The sequence below is a fragment of the Mesorhizobium sp. LNHC252B00 genome (assembly GCF_000502955.1).
GTDB lineage: Bacteria > Pseudomonadota > Alphaproteobacteria > Rhizobiales > Rhizobiaceae > Mesorhizobium.
This window is the reverse complement of record NZ_AYWO01000023.1, coordinates 21151-34894: the sequence shown is the minus strand read 5'-3', so window position 1 is coordinate 34894 and position 13744 is coordinate 21151. Positions and strand designations below refer to the sequence as shown.

General features: G+C 62.7%; 13 protein-coding genes and 1 pseudogene. 7 read left to right on the top strand and 7 right to left on the bottom strand.

Going from position 1 to position 13744, the window contains the following annotated elements:
• Positions 1-4 precede the first annotated feature (4 nt).
• Positions 5-475 (bottom strand): MarR family winged helix-turn-helix transcriptional regulator, encoded by a 471-nt coding sequence (locus X744_RS146925; protein ID WP_023761443.1) that lies wholly within the window; start codon positions 473-475, stop codon positions 5-7.
• 218 nt (positions 476-693) lie between these two features.
• Complete coding sequence (locus tag X744_RS146930; RefSeq protein ID WP_023761441.1) at positions 694-1440, bottom strand: intradiol ring-cleavage dioxygenase; 747 nt, start codon at positions 1438-1440, stop codon at positions 694-696.
• A gap of 199 nt (positions 1441-1639) precedes the next feature.
• On the opposite strand from X744_RS146930, the gene X744_RS146935 reads away from it, so the two are divergent.
• The 3 genes from X744_RS146935 to X744_RS146940 are packed head-to-tail and all read left to right on the top strand — an operon-like array spanning position 1640 to position 4007.
• Complete coding sequence (locus X744_RS146935) at positions 1640-2671, top strand: GTP-binding protein (RefSeq protein ID WP_023761440.1); 1032 nt, start codon at positions 1640-1642, stop codon at positions 2669-2671.
• 18 nt (positions 2672-2689) lie between these two features.
• Positions 2690-3055, top strand: a complete 366-nt coding sequence (imm45, locus tag X744_RS0137840) for an Imm45 family immunity protein (RefSeq protein WP_198032263.1) — start codon at positions 2690-2692, stop codon at positions 3053-3055.
• Entirely contained in the window at positions 3033-4007 is a 975-nt protein-coding gene (locus tag X744_RS146940) for a WD40 repeat domain-containing protein (protein ID WP_023761438.1), read from the top strand. The genes imm45 and X744_RS146940 overlap by 23 nt, the downstream gene beginning before the upstream one ends.
• Positions 4008-4015: 8 nt before the next feature.
• On the opposite strand, the gene X744_RS146945 is transcribed toward X744_RS146940, so the two are convergent.
• Positions 4016-4468: a hypothetical protein gene (locus X744_RS146945; protein ID WP_023761437.1), complete on the bottom strand. Its 453-nt coding sequence runs from the start codon at positions 4466-4468 to the stop codon at positions 4016-4018.
• A gap of 150 nt (positions 4469-4618) precedes the next feature.
• Between X744_RS146945 and X744_RS146950 the strand changes: the two genes are divergently transcribed.
• From X744_RS146950 to X744_RS146960, 3 genes are read left to right on the top strand one after another with little or no spacing between them, the layout of a single operon-like run.
• Positions 4619-5992 carry an aspartate aminotransferase family protein gene (locus X744_RS146950; RefSeq protein ID WP_023761436.1) on the top strand — a complete coding sequence of 458 codons (1374 nt, stop codon included), beginning with the start codon at positions 4619-4621 and terminating at the stop codon, positions 5990-5992.
• A gap of 11 nt (positions 5993-6003) precedes the next feature.
• A complete protein-coding gene (locus X744_RS146955; RefSeq protein WP_023761435.1) occupies positions 6004-7410 on the top strand; it encodes a glutamine synthetase family protein in 1407 nt (468 codons plus the stop codon).
• A gap of 58 nt (positions 7411-7468) precedes the next feature.
• Positions 7469-8149, top strand: coding sequence for a UdgX family uracil-DNA binding protein (locus X744_RS146960; protein ID WP_023761434.1), 681 nt, complete (start codon positions 7469-7471; stop codon positions 8147-8149).
• Positions 8150-8167: 18 nt separating this feature from the next.
• Here X744_RS146960 and X744_RS146965 read toward each other — a convergent pair whose 3' ends face one another.
• The 4 genes and pseudogenes from X744_RS146965 to X744_RS146975 all read right to left on the bottom strand — a co-directional run bounded on the left by X744_RS146965 (position 8168) and on the right by X744_RS146975 (position 12653).
• Positions 8168-9433, bottom strand: a complete 1266-nt coding sequence (locus tag X744_RS146965; RefSeq protein WP_023761433.1) for a glycerate kinase — start codon at positions 9431-9433, stop codon at positions 8168-8170.
• Complete coding sequence (locus tag X744_RS146970) at positions 9430-9933, bottom strand: heme-degrading domain-containing protein (RefSeq protein ID WP_023761432.1); 504 nt, start codon at positions 9931-9933, stop codon at positions 9430-9432. Before X744_RS146970 ends, X744_RS146965 begins: the two co-directional genes overlap by 4 nt.
• Before the next feature lie 221 nt (positions 9934-10154).
• Positions 10155-11434 (bottom strand): annotated as a pseudogene (gene guaD / locus X744_RS01000000170120) (guanine deaminase).
• A 1-nt stretch (position 11435) separates the two neighbouring features.
• Positions 11436-12653 carry a urate hydroxylase PuuD gene (locus X744_RS146975; RefSeq protein ID WP_023761431.1) on the bottom strand — a complete coding sequence of 406 codons (1218 nt, stop codon included), beginning with the start codon at positions 12651-12653 and terminating at the stop codon, positions 11436-11438.
• A gap of 132 nt (positions 12654-12785) precedes the next feature.
• Here X744_RS146975 and X744_RS146980 point away from each other — a divergent pair, with 132 nt between their 5' ends.
• A complete protein-coding gene (locus tag X744_RS146980) occupies positions 12786-13706 on the top strand; it encodes a LysR family transcriptional regulator (protein WP_023761430.1) in 921 nt (306 codons plus the stop codon).
• Positions 13707-13744 lie beyond the last annotated feature (38 nt).

The window sequence follows — 13744 nt, the reverse complement described above, 5'->3', positions numbered from 1 at the left end:
ACAATCAGTCGTCCGACTCGGCGTCGTCGTCGATCAAAGCCAGTTCTTCGTTCGAGAGGTTGGCCTCGATGCGGGCGAGCAGCTTGAACAGCGTCTTCTGGTCCTTCTTGTCGAGGCCTTTCAGCGCCTGCTTTTCCGTCTTCTTCACCGACTTCTCGATGGCGTGAATGATCTCGCGCCCGGTATCGGTGAGGAAGATATGCGCCTGGCGGGCATCGGCCTCGGAGGCGCGTTTATCCAGGAAACCTTGGGCCTGCAAGCGGTTGATGGTCTTCGTGATGGTCGGCGGCCGTACGCCGAGACGCCCTGCAAGATTGCCGGGCGTCTGGCCATCCTCGCGGTCGAGCGCCAGCATGATCTGGTCCTGGCCGGCATAAAAGCCGTGCGCTAGAAGCCGTGCCGCCAGCGCAGTTCTTGCAAGCCTTGCCGCCGAATGCAGCCGGCTCATTGTCGCAGTCTTGTCCGCCTTGGCCATGGTCATCCCTCTTCGGCCGTACCGGGTGCGGGCAGCATAGAGGCAGCCGGCCGGTTGGCAATGACGATCAAAAAGATTTCCGGCGCTTCAAACATCTTTGCCGGCAAGCATTGTGGTGTCCGAGGTGGCTAATGCCAGATGTTTATTTCAGTTAGATGACAAACGAGTTTTCGCGGCCGGAGTTTTCGTCGCGGGCACGGCGCGTGAGCGAATGGCGCTCAGCCAGGCTTCACCGCGACGATCATCAGCGCCTGGTAGGCATCCTCCACCTCGCGCAGTGCCGCCTGCGACAGCGGTCCGGCCTGCCTGGCGATGCCGTCACTGGCGTTCGAGGTGTCGCGCTTGCCGGGCCGGTCATTGTAGGGCGCGACCGTGGTGAATATCTGCTCGCTGAGACTGTCGGGGAAAAACAACTGGCCGGTCATTACCGAACTGTCGTCGGGGAAGACCTTGAAATGGATATGGGTGGTGCGGCCGCGATACCAGCCGGGATAGATGGTGGCGAAAGAAACGATGCCGCTTGCATCGGTCTTCTGCCAGCCGCGCAGGAAGGTCTGGCCCGACGTGTCGACGTCCCTGCCGTCACCTTGCCCCGGATAGCCGGAATAGGCACCTTGCGCGTCGCAATGCCAGATGTCGACACGTGCGCCGGCAAGCGGCCGGCAGGCCGCGTCGACGACCTGCAACCGGACATCAAGGGCTATGCCCTTCTTGCCTTCGGTGACATCGGCACGTTCGAGTTTCGGGTCGAAATAGAACGGTCCCTCGGTCACTTCAGGTGTAATGGCGCAGACACCGGCGCCGGTCTCGAAGAGGGCCAGTCCGGCATAGGGCGAGGCCTGGGTAACCGAAGATTGGGCGGCCATTGCCGCGGCCGGTAGGAAGACACCACCGCCAGCGGTAACCGCGATCAAGCCGAGCGCCTTGCGCCTGTTCAATGAGACGGAGGATGGCTTGCCGGACATATCGTGCCTCTCGAATTGGCCTCCCCCTTCCTGATCTAGGCAGTCATAGCGGCTCTCGCCAATGGAAATTCGGTAATGTCGGCAGGCCGGTTTGGCCTATCGGTTTGCCTCGTGCAAAAGGCCGGCACACATCCTATATGGAGCCGACAATCTCATTTCGATGGCCGGACTTTGCGGCCCAGATAGTTCGAGGCAACCCATGAGCGACGCACAGACGCAGATTCCCGTAACCGTTCTCACCGGCTATCTCGGCGCCGGCAAGACGACGCTGCTCAATCGCATCCTGTCGGAGAACCACGGCAAGCGCTACGCCGTCATCGTCAACGAGTTCGGCGAAATCGGCATCGACAACGACCTGATCGTGGAATCCGACGAGGAGATCTACGAGATGAACAATGGCTGCGTCTGCTGCACGGTGCGCGGCGATCTGATTCGCGTCGTCGAGGGCCTGATGCGCCGGCCCGGCCGTTTCGACGCCATCGTCGTCGAAACCACCGGGCTTGCCGATCCGGTGCCGGTGGCGCAGACGTTCTTCATGGACGACGACGTGCGTTCCAAGACCAGGCTCGACGCGGTGGTGGCGCTAGTCGACGCAAAGCATCTGCCGCTGCGGCTCAAGGATTCCAGGGAAGCCGAGGACCAGATCGCCTTCGCCGACGTCGTCGTGCTCAACAAGACCGATCTCGTCACCCCCGAAGAGCTTGCCAAGGTCGAGGCGACGATCCGCGCCATCAATCCGGCGGCGAAGATCCACCGCACGGCGCGAGCCAGCGTCGACCTATCCGAAGTGCTCGACCGCGGCGCCTTCGACCTGTCCAGGGCGCTGGAAAACGATCCGCATTTCCTCGAGGCGCATGATGACCACGATCATCATGACCACGACCATGATCATCACGACCATGATCATCACGCGCATGCTTCCGACATCCATGACGTGACCGTGCAGTCAGTTTCGCTGCGCGGCGGCGAGATGGACCCGAAGAAATTCTTCCCATGGATCGAGAAGATCACCCAGATGGAAGGCCCCAACATCCTGCGGCTGAAGGGCATTATTGCGCTCAAGGGCGACGATGAACGCTATGTCATCCAGGGTGTGCACATGATCATCGAGGGCGACCACCAGCGTGCCTGGAAGGATGGCGAAAAGCATGAGAGCCGGCTTGTTTTCATCGGCCGCGAACTCGACGCCGAGCGGCTGAAGAAGAGTTTTGACGCCTGCCAGGCGGCCTGACCGTTACCAATGGCGCGTTTGCTCGATCTGGCCGATGATTTCCTGATCATCGGCGACATCATTCAACTTTCCGATAATTACGATGTCGGCCCCGGCTCTGGGACCGTCGATCTTATGGTGTTCGATCCTCAGGAGGATGAGGCCGGGCTTGGACTCATGGTGACGTCCGGCTACAAGGCGGGTCTGGTCTTCGCAGTGCTGCCGGAGGAAAGCCGGTTCGAGAAAAAACCTGGACTTTCGAAAGCCTGGTTGATCGAAAACTGGGACAAATGGTTCGTGTTCACCTATCAAGGCGGCCCGGTTCCGATCGAGGAAACCGTGATCCTGCGCTGGAACGAACGAATGACCGTTGAGACTTGCCATGCCGACCGTCGCCCCGCTTGATCTCGATGGACATTGCGTCGCCGCCGTCTTTCTCGGCGACGTGCCGCATTTCGCGATGGCCGACGGCGCCGTCCATCGGCTCGACCTTGGCCACAAGACGGTACAGGCCAATGACGGGCTGCTTGCCGCCTTCCATGATGTGGCCAACGACCGGCTGATCACCGGCGGCGAGGACGGCAAGGTGTTTGCCGTGAAGGCGGGCGGCGAGGCCACCGAACTGACCAATGCCGGAAAGAAATGGATCACCAGCGTTGCTGCTGGGCCGCAAGGCGCCATCGCCTATGCGACGGGCAAGACCGCCTTCGTGCGCTTTGCCGACGGCAAGACCCGGGAATTCGTCCATCCGCGCTCGGTCGAGGGACTGGCCTTTTCGCCCAAGGGCATGCGTTTCGGCGTTGCTCGCTACAATGGCGCGACGCTGCATTTCCCGGCCGCCGAGGGAAAGCCGGTGGAGCTCGAATGGGCCGGCGCCCACACCGGCATCACCTTCTCGCCCGATGGCGCGTTCCTGGTCACCACCATGCAGGAAAATGCATTGCATGGCTGGAAGCTCGCCGACGGCAAGCACATGCGCATGAGCGGTTATCCCGGCAAGGTCAAAAGCCTGTCGTGGAGCGTGAAGGGCAAGTGGCTGGCGAGTTCCGGCGCGCCGGCGGCGATCATCTGGCCATTTTCAAGCAAGGATGGTCCCATGGGCAAGGCCCCGCTGGAGCTCGGCACGCGCGGCAACGCCATGGTGACATCAGTCGCCTGCCACCCGAGCCAGGACGTCGTCGCCGTCGGCTATGATGACGGCATGGTGATGGCGGTGCGCTTTGCAGACGCCAAGGAAGTGCTGTTGCGTCGACCGGGCAAGGGCGCCATCACCTCGATGATGTGGGACAGGGAAGAGCGCCGCGTTGCCTTCGGCAGTGCCGCAGGCGACTGCGGCGTCATCGACATCACGGCGTAGTTTCGGATTTACTCAGCCCCGCACGACACCTTGCCCGTCAACTCAACAGTCTTGCCGTCCTTGTCCGTGTCAGCGGATTTGTCATAGACGGCGAGCGTGTACTGACCGTCATAGACGCCCTCGTCGCTGGTCTTGGTCAGGATCGTCAGCTCGACATAGTTGTAGGTGTCTGCGAGCTGATGCTCGCGGTAGATGTTCAGCCGCAATTCCTTGCCGTCCAGCCAGTACTGGGTCAGATTGGAATCCTCGAACACGGTCTTGCGCAGGTCATCGCCGACCGGCCTCGTCTTGATTTCGAGATCGCCGCGAAAGTTGAAGGTCGGGTCGCCCATGCCTCTGGTGACGCCGGCACCGACGTCGAATGCCACAGCATCATCGTCAACGTTGCACCAGATGCCACCTGAGGCGAAGGCCGCGCTGGCCGATAACAACAGCGTTGCCACACCGATGATCGTCCGCATTTCTGTCCCCCATGGCCGCTTGTATTGGCGCTGACTTCGTCAACGGGGTCAAGCGGTGCCCATGCCGGCTGAGCCAATGCAGGACAGATGCGCGGCCAATTGCGTTTGCGGACACGGATTGGCTAAGAGTGGCGGACCAGAGGGAGTTTCATGCACACGTCAAAGACGTCCATCGGCGGCATCAGCCGCGACCGCATTGCCGAATTGCGCGAGACCGAAGGCGCGGCCTTCCGCAAGGCCCGGCCAAAGTCGCAAGCCAAGGCCGGCAATGGCCTGCCCGGCTTCTTCGGCGGCGTGCCGATGCACTGGATGAATGACTGGCCGACGCCGTTTCCGATCCTGGTCGACAGCGCCAAGGGCGCGACCATCACCGACATCGACGGTATCAGGCTCGACGATTTCTGCCTTGGCGACACCGGCTCGATGTTCGGCCATTCGCCGCCGCCGGTGGCGCGCGCCATCCGCCGCCAGGCTGGGCGCGGCCTGACCTATATGCTGCCTTCGGAAGACGCGATCGCCATCGGGCCGTTGCTACAACAGCGTTTCGGCCTGCCGTTCTGGCAGATCGCGACGACGGCGACCGACGCCAACCGCTTTGCATTGCGCGTCGCCCGCGCCGTCACTGGCCGGAAGAAAATCCTGGTCTTCAACGGCTGCTATCATGGCTCGGTCGACGAGACGATGGTACGGCTGGTCGATGGTTTCCCGGTCAACCGGCCGGGGCTTGCGGGCGAATTCCGCGACCTGACCCGCACCGCCAAGGTCATCGAGTTCAACGATGTTTCAGCACTCGAAGCCGCGCTCAAGGACAAGGATGTCGCCTGCGTCATCGCCGAACCGGTGCTGACCAATTCCTGCATGGTGCTGGCCGCTGCCGGTTTCCACAATGCGCTGCGCAGACTGACGCGCGAGGCCGGCACGCTGCTCTTGATCGACGAGACGCATACGATCTCGTCCGGCCCGGGCGGCTACACCAGGAAATACGGGCTGGAGCCCGACTTCTTCGTTCTGGGCAAGCCGATTGCCGGCGGCGTGCCGGCCAGCGTGTGGGGCATGAGCGACGACATCGCCTCGCGCTACGCCGATTACAACAGGACCAAGGAGCCGGGCTATTCCGGCATGGGCACGACGCTCTCGGCCAACCCGCTGCAATTCGCGGCGATGCGCGCCACGCTCGAAGAGGTGATGACGCAGGAAAATTACGACCGGATGGATCATCTGGCGCGGCGGCTGGATGCCGGGCTGACCGGCGTGATCGACCGCTACCGCCTGCCCTGGCATGTTTCCCGCGTCGGCGCGCGCGTCGAGTTCATCTGCGCGCCCGGCCCCTTGAGGAATGGCGCCGAGGCGGAGACAGCGCATGCGCCGGAACTGGAGGCAGCAATCCATGTCGCGCTGGTCAATCGCGGCGTGCTGATCGCACCCTTCCACAACATGATGCTGATCTCGCCGGCGACGTCAGGGGCCCAGGTCAGCCGGCTGATCGCCGCCTTCGGCACGGTTGCGGCAAAGCTTGCGGCATGAGACAAGCGGCGATGGACCACCCCAATGCCATGATGACCTCACCTTCGGGCTCGACGCCCACCGAGGCGCAAGCCTTTCTCGATGCCCATCCCGAGATCGAAGCCTTCGATATCGTGCTGACCGATGCCAATGGCGTCGGCCGCGGCAAGATCGTGCGCCGGCATGAGCTGAAAAGCATCTTCGAGGGCGGCCGCCATATGCCGATCTCGATCCTCGGCCTCGACATCACCGGCGAGGATGTGCACGAGACCGGGCTGATCTGGACGACAGGCGACGGCGATCTCAGGGCATGGCCGATTCCCGGCACGCTGGTGCCGCTCTACGGCACGAATCCGCCACGCGGCCAGTTGCTGATGGCCATGTACCAGCTCGACGGCCAGCCGATGTCATCGGATCCGCGCCTCGCGCTGGCACGGCAGGTCGACATATTGGCAGCCAAGGGTCTTTATCCGGCCGGTGCCTTCGAACTCGAATTTTTTCTTCTTGCCAATGAGCGCGATGCCGACGGCAAGGTGCAGCCGGCGCGCGCCGTGCTCGACGGTCGTGTCTCGGGCAAGACCGAGGTCTATTCCGTCGATCACCTGCATGGCATGGAGCCGCTGTTTTCCGACATCTATGCCGCCGCCAGGGCGCAAGGCATCCCGGCCGAGACGGTGATTTCCGAATATGCGCCGGGCCAATACGAACTGACGCTGAACTACCGCAAGGACGTGATGCGAGCAGCCGACGACCTCGTCATGCTGAAGCGGCTGGTCCGCGCGCAGGCGCGCCGCCACGGCGTCACCGCCTGTTTCATGGCCAAGCCGATCGAGAAATATGCCGGCTCGGGCATGCATTTTCATGTCTCGCTGCAGGACAGAGGGGGCCGAAACGTCTTTGCCGAAGCCGGCGGCGAGAGCTGGTCGCTGCCGCTGCTACAGGGGCTCGGTGGCTTGATCCAGACGATGGCGGAATCGATGCTGGTGTTTGCGCCGCACGCCAATTCCTGGCGGCGTTTCGTCTCGCAATCCTATGCACCGGTGGCGCCGACATGGGGTGTGAACAACCGCTCGGTGGCGCTGCGCGTGCCGGCGGGCGACGCCAAGAACCGGCGCATCGAGCACAGGCCGTCCGGCGTCGACGCCAACCCCTATTTGATAGCCGCGACCGTGCTGGCAGCTATAGTCAAGGGGCTCGACGAAGGTCTCGACCCCGGCCCCGAAACCACTGGCAACGGCTATGAGGCGGCAGTCACGCGCACGACCATGCCGGTCGATTGGCGCGCCGCAATCGAAGCGGCCAGGGCATCCAGCTTCCTGAAGGGCGCGCTCGGCGAGGACCTGCACCGGACCTTCGTGGCGATCAAGCAGTCGGAATATCTGCGCGTGGCGCGCACGGTCAGCGAACTGGATTACCATCTCTATCTGCACGAGGTGTAAGGAAAGGAACCATCGCCGATCTCGTTCATTTTAATATCGAAATAGACGAGGCAGGACGATGGCGACCACGGGCCTTCCGCATGAAGCGAAGATCCCTGCCCGGCGTGTTTCTATTGCACGTGCGGAGCCAATAGCGGACGAAGCCAAAGCCAGCTCGATCACGAACCTGCGCGAGGCCGCAGAGGGCTGCCGTCGCTGCCCGCTTTGGCGTCATGCGACGCAGACCGTGTTCGGCGAAGGCCCGGACGATGCCAAGGTGATCTTCGTCGGCGAACAGCCTGGTGATCAGGAGGATCTCGCCGGAAAGCCTTTCGTCGGGCCTGCAGGCAGGGTGTTCGACGCCATCCTTGATGACGCCGGGGTTGACCGTCAGAAAGTTTACGTCACCAACGCGGTCAAGCACTTCAAATTCGAACCGCGCGGCAAGCGGCGCATCCATTCCAAGCCGAATGCCGGCGAGATTCAGGCCTGCCGCTGGTGGCTCGACCAGGAGTTCGAGCTGATCAAGCCAAACATCGCCGTGGCACTCGGCGCGACAGCGGCGACGTCGCTGCTGGGCAAGCCGATTCCGGTGATGAAGATGCGCGGCCAGGTGGTCGAACGCGAGGACGGTTTGCGCGTCTTTGTCACTATTCATCCCTCCCTCATCCTGCGCATTCGTGAGCCTGCGGACAAGCAAGCCGAACGAGGCCGGTTCCTGGACGATATGAGAAAGGTGAAGCGGCTGATGGCCGCCTGAGATCACCTGGTGCTGGGATTATCCGACGAGGATTGCCCTGAGATCGTTGACATTCGTACCGGTCGGGCCCGGCACGAAAAGATCGCCAACCGCGTTGAAGGCCGTCCAGGCATTGTTGCCGGCCAGCATAGCCTTGGCATCGACCCCGGCTGCCCGCATGCGCGACACCGTCGAACCGTCGGCAAAGGCGCCGGCATTGTCTTCCGAACCGTCGACACCGTCGGTGTCGGCGGCCAGTGCATGAATGCCTTCGACGCCGCTGATGCCGATGGCGAACGCGAGCAGGAATTCCGAATTGCGGCCGCCCTTGCCCTTGGCACGAAGTGTCACCGTTGTTTCGCCACCCGACAGGATCAGCACTGGCTTTGGAAATGGGCGGTTGCGGGTCGCCACTTCGCGGGCGATCGCTGCGTGGACGCCGCCGACCTCGCGCGCTTCGCCTTCGATCGAGTCGGAGAGGATGACGGCCTCGACGCCTTGCCGTTTCGCTTCCGCGGCCGCTGCCTCGAGCGATACGCCGGCAGAGGCGATCAGATGTACCTCGTTGCGCGAAAAACGTTCATCCTCAGGACTTGGCGCATCGGCGGCCGGCGAATTGATATGCGCCATCACCGAGGCCGGCAGTTTCATGCCATAGGCTGATATCGATGCCAGAGCGTCTGCGCGGCTGCCTTTATCCGGAACCGTCGGGCCGGAGGCGACCAGCGCCGGGTCGTCGCCGGGAATATCGGAAACGACCAGCGACACCACCTTGGCCGGATACGCCGCGGCGGCCAGCCTGCCACCCTTGATGGCCGAAAGGTGCTTGCGGATGGTGTTCATCGCTGCGATTGGCGCGCCGGAGGCGAGCAGCGCCTCGTTGACGGCGATCTCGTCGGCCAGCGTCAGGGTGGCGGCCGGCGACGGCAGGAGCGCCGAGCCGCCGCCCGAAATCAGCGCCACGACCAGGTCGTCCACCGTCAACCCCTGGACCTTGGCGAGCAGGCGGCGCGAGGCTTCAAGCCCGGCTGCATCCGGCACCGGATGCGCGGCCTCGATGATCTCGATACGCTCGCATTTCGCGCCGTAGCCGTAGCGGGTGACGACCAGCCCTTCGATCGGACCGTCCCACATTTTCTCGAACGCCGCCGCCATCTGGGCCGAGCCTTTTCCCGCGCCAATGACGATGGTGCGGCCCTTAGGCCTGGCCGGCAAATGATCCCGGATGGTTCGTTCCGGATCGGCGGCGGCGACGGCCGCGTTGAAGATCGAGATAAGGAACGATTTGGGGTCGAGCACGGTCATTCGGCTTCCCGAGGCAATGCCAGCCCGCGCTTGTCGACGCCCAAATGATCGCACAGCGCATCGACCACGACGCCGTGATCCTGGCGCTCAGGCAGTCCGGAGACGGCGATCACACCGATGACGCCGGCGCCCTTGACGGTCACCGGAAAACCACCGCCGGCCAGCACATAGTCCGAAATGTCGAGGCCCTCACCGATCTTGAAGGTGCGGTCGGGGCGCTGCTGTTCCAGCACCATGCGGTAGGTGCTTTTCAGGAATCGCCTGACGACATTGATCTTGCGACGCGCCCAATCGGGATTGGACGCGTTCGAGCCGGGCATCGCGGCATAGAACAGCGGCCGATCGAAGGTCCTTATCTCGACGATAACAGGCAGGTTCTCGGCCAAAGCCCGTTTGCGGATGGCCGAGCCGATCTTGAACGCAACGGCCTCGTCGAAGACGGAGAAGACAAGGGTCTCTTCCTGTCTCTTGATCAGAGCGATGTCGTCAGCAACGGCCATTTTCTCTCTCCGAAAATCGTCACACGTCGTTTGTACGACAAGCTCCGCCCGGTCAAGCGCGCGTCGCGGCAGCCCCCTCATCCGGCCGCTTCGCGGCCACCTTCTCCCCGAGGGGAGAAGAGACGAGCACGGGCCTCGGCTTCCTCCTCTCCCCTCGGGGAGAGGTCGGATTGCCCCGAATTGCCCTTTGCAATTCGGTTGGCAATCCGGGTGAGGGGGTCTTACCCCGCGATCATGTCGCTCTTGGCGGGCCGCCCAGCGACATAAACCTCGCGGACAGCGCGGTCGTCGCCTAGCGTCTGCAGCAGGAACAATTCCTGCGCCAACGTCTCGACCGTTTCCATCCTGAGCCGCATTGCCGGTGTCGCCCTGGCATCCAGCACGACGATGTCGGCGTCGGTGCCTGCGTCCAGCGTGCCGATCCTTTCCGCCACCGACAGCGCCTCGGCATTGCCGCGCGTCAGCTGCCAGAAGGACTGGAACGGGTTCAGCTTCTCGCCGTTCAGTGCGATCACCTTGTAGCCCTCGTCCATGGTGCGCAGCATGGAATAGTTGGTGCCCCCGCCGACATCGGTGGCGGCGGCGATACGGATCGGCCTGTCGCGGCGGCGAAAGCGCTGATAGTCGAACAGGCCGGAACCAAGGAACAGGTTCGAGGTCGGACAGAACACCGCCACCGAACCCGAGGCCGAAAGCGCGTCCGCCTCGCGCTCCGACAAATGGATGCAATGGCCGAACAGGCTTTTTTTCCCCAACAGCCCATAGTGCTCGTAGACGTCGGTGTAGTCGCGCGACCNTTTTCCGACAGATGCGTCTGCATGTGCAGGTCGGGGTATTCCCGGCACAGCGCGCCGGCCATCTCCATCTGCTCCGGCGACGAGGTGATGGCGAAGCGCGGCGTGATGGCATAAAGCTGCCGTCCCTTGCCGTGCCACTCGGCGATCAGCGCCTTTGTGTCGTCGTAGCCGGATTGCGGAGTGTCGAGCACGCCGTCTGGCGCATTGCGGTCCATCATAACCTTGCCGGCTATGTTGAGCATGTTGCGGTCATGCGACTCTGCAAAGAAGGCTTCGGCAGAAGCCTTATGCACCGAGCAGTAGGCGGCGACCGTCGTGGTGCCGTGGCGCACCACCTCGTCGAGGAATAGCCGCGCTATGCGCCGGCCGTGCTGGGCGTTGGAGAACTTCGTTTCTTCCGGAAAAGTGTAGGTGTTCAGCCAGTCGAGCAGTTCTGCGCCATAGGAAGCGATGATCTGCATCTGCGGAAAATGCGCATGCGCGTCGATGAAGCCCGGCAGCAGCAGATGCGGCCGATGATCTATTTTTTTCACCGCTTCGCCAGCCTGCTTTTCAACTTCGGCATAGGCACCGGTGGCAACGATCCTGCCGTCGCGGATCAGCAGACCGCCATCCTCCTCGTAGCGCCAGGCGGAGTGGTCGTCGATGGTTTGCGGCCAGCGCTCGAAGGACAGCGTGCGGCCACGCAGAAGTGTCGAAATCATGCTATTTCCCTGCGCCTTCGAACCAGGCCACCAGCAGCGCGCGTTCCTTGTCGGTGATCTGGCTAACGTTGGCGGGCGGCATGGCGTGGCTGCGGCCGGCCTGAAGATAGATCTCACGGGCGTGGTTGGCGATATCCGCATCGTTATCCAGCATCACGCCCTTCGGCGCATGATAGATGCCCTCGTAGGCCGGCTCCGCCGCATGGCACATCGAGCAGCGGCCGAGCACGGTGTCGCGCACGGCCGGGAAATGCACCGAAGCGACATAGACCTGCGCGGCGGCCGATTGCCTGGGTTCGCCGGTCAGCACCTTCGGCACGGTCGACAGCCAGATGATGATGATGAACAGGACAAGTGCTGCCATCCAGGTCCAGGTCGGGTTGCCCTTGCGGGCATGGACGCTGTTGAAATAGTGCCGGATCAGCACGCCGATGATGAACACCAGCGAGGCGATGACCCAGTTGAACTCAGTGCCGAACGCCAGGGGATAGTGGTTCGACAGCATCAGGAACAGCACCGGCAGCGTCAGATAATTGTTGTGGAGCGAACGCTGCTTGGCGATCTTGCCGTATTTAGGGTCGGGCTTGCGGCCTGCGATGAGGTCGGCGACGACGATCTTCTGGTTGGGGATGATGACCATGAAGACATTGGCCGACATGATCGTCGCGGTGATGGCGCCCAGATGCAGGAAGGCGGCGCGGCCGGTGAACAAATGCGTCAGCCCCCAGGCGATGAACACCAGCACGCAGTAGAGCACCAGCATCAGGCCGGTGTCGCTCTTGCCAAGCGGCGAGCGGCACAGGAGATCATAGACCACCCAGCCGACGCCGATGGTTGCCAGCGACAGCAGGATACCGACCGGCACTGACATCGGCAGCACGTTGGGATCGATCAGGAACAGATCAGCTCCGGCATAATAGACGACGCACAGCATGGCGAAACCGGACAGCCAGGTGGCGTAGGATTCCCATTTGAACCAGGTCAGGTGCTCGGGCATCTCGGCCGGCGCCACAAGGTATTTCTGGATGTGGTAGAAGCCGCCGCCATGCACCTGCCATTCCTCGCCGAAGGCACCGGCAGGCATGCCCGGCCGCTGGCGCAGGCCGAGATCGAGCGCGACGAAGTAGAACGACGAGCCGATCCAGGCGATGCCGGTGATGACATGCAGCCAGCGCACGGCGAAGCTCAGCCAGTCCCAGAAAATCGCGAAATCCATCATTGAAGTCGTCCCTGCCGATTGGGTGACTTTACGGGCTGGAGCGCAAACGGAAAGGGGCGAGGTGCACGATGACTTTCAAAAAAAAATGGAAAATACTAGGCTTATCGCTGCAAACCGGCGAAAGTGCTCCGCATGGCCTATCTCGACAACATCGCCGTCTTCGTCCGCGTCGTCGAACTCGGCAATCTGTCGGCCGCCGGGCGCGACATGCGCATTTCGCCGGCGGTGGCCTCCAACCGCATCAAGGAGTTGGAGAAACATCTTGGCGTGCGGCTTTTCAACCGCACCACGCGGCAATTGATGCCGACCGAACACGGCACGGTTTTTTATTCAGGTGCCAAGCAGGTGCTGGAGGCGATCACCGAGGCCGAAGCGGCTGTCTCGGCCCTTTCCGGCCAGCCCCGCGGTACCATCCGTGTCACGGCACCTTTGGGTCTCGGCCGCCGGCTGGTGGCTTCGGGCATACCCGATTTCCACGACAAATACCCTGATATCGAGGTGCGGCTCAGGCTTTCGGACCACAATGTCGACATCATGAAGGAGGGCATCGACGTCGCCTTCCGGCTCGGCATCATCGAGGATTCCAGCCTCAGAATGCGTGGCATCATGGAATGCGAGCGCGTGCTGGTGGCGGCGCCGAAATACCTAGAGGCGCGCGGCGAACCGTTGGAGCCACAGGAGCTGATCGGCAAGAAACACGACTGCCTGATGCTGCGCTACTCCGGCGCGCGCGAATATGTGTGGACGCTGCAGACACCCGCAGGCCCGCAGAAATTCGAAGTGCACGGCCCCTACGACACCGACGATGGCGACGTGTTGACCAGCTGGGCGCTGTCGGGGCGTGGCATTATCAACAAGCCGCGCTTCGAGGTCGAGCCGTTTATCCGCGACCAGCGCCTGAAAGTGATCCTGAGCAACACGCCGCCGACGCCGGTGCAGTTCGCCGCCGTTTATCCGCACAAGAAGCTGCAGGATCCAAAAGTGCGGCTCCTGCTCGACTTCATGGCCGAGCGCTGCCAGCGGCTGATCAACGATCTGCTGGCCGGCAAGTGATGTCCTCGTGGCCCATCCGGGGCAGTTGCCCTGGGCGA

Coding starts and splice junctions, on each gene's coding strand:
- X744_RS146925 (WP_023761443.1), bottom strand. CDS start 475: ATGGCCAAGGCGGACAAGACTGCGACAATGAGCCGGCTGCATTCGGCG.
- X744_RS146930 (WP_023761441.1), bottom strand. CDS start 1,440: ATGTCCGGCAAGCCATCCTCCGTCTCATTGAACAGGCGCAAGGCGCTC.
- X744_RS146935 (WP_023761440.1), top strand. CDS start 1,640: ATGAGCGACGCACAGACGCAGATTCCCGTAACCGTTCTCACCGGCTAT.
- X744_RS146940 (WP_023761438.1), top strand. CDS start 3,033: ATGCCGACCGTCGCCCCGCTTGATCTCGATGGACATTGCGTCGCCGCC.
- X744_RS146945 (WP_023761437.1), bottom strand. CDS start 4,468: ATGCGGACGATCATCGGTGTGGCAACGCTGTTGTTATCGGCCAGCGCG.
- X744_RS146950 (WP_023761436.1), top strand. CDS start 4,619: ATGCACACGTCAAAGACGTCCATCGGCGGCATCAGCCGCGACCGCATT.
- X744_RS146955 (WP_023761435.1), top strand. CDS start 6,004: ATGGACCACCCCAATGCCATGATGACCTCACCTTCGGGCTCGACGCCC.
- X744_RS146960 (WP_023761434.1), top strand. CDS start 7,469: ATGGCGACCACGGGCCTTCCGCATGAAGCGAAGATCCCTGCCCGGCGT.
- X744_RS146965 (WP_023761433.1), bottom strand. CDS start 9,433: ATGACCGTGCTCGACCCCAAATCGTTCCTTATCTCGATCTTCAACGCG.
- X744_RS146970 (WP_023761432.1), bottom strand. CDS start 9,933: ATGGCCGTTGCTGACGACATCGCTCTGATCAAGAGACAGGAAGAGACC.
- X744_RS146975 (WP_023761431.1), bottom strand. CDS start 12,653: ATGATGGATTTCGCGATTTTCTGGGACTGGCTGAGCTTCGCCGTGCGC.
- X744_RS146980 (WP_023761430.1), top strand. CDS start 12,786: ATGGCCTATCTCGACAACATCGCCGTCTTCGTCCGCGTCGTCGAACTC.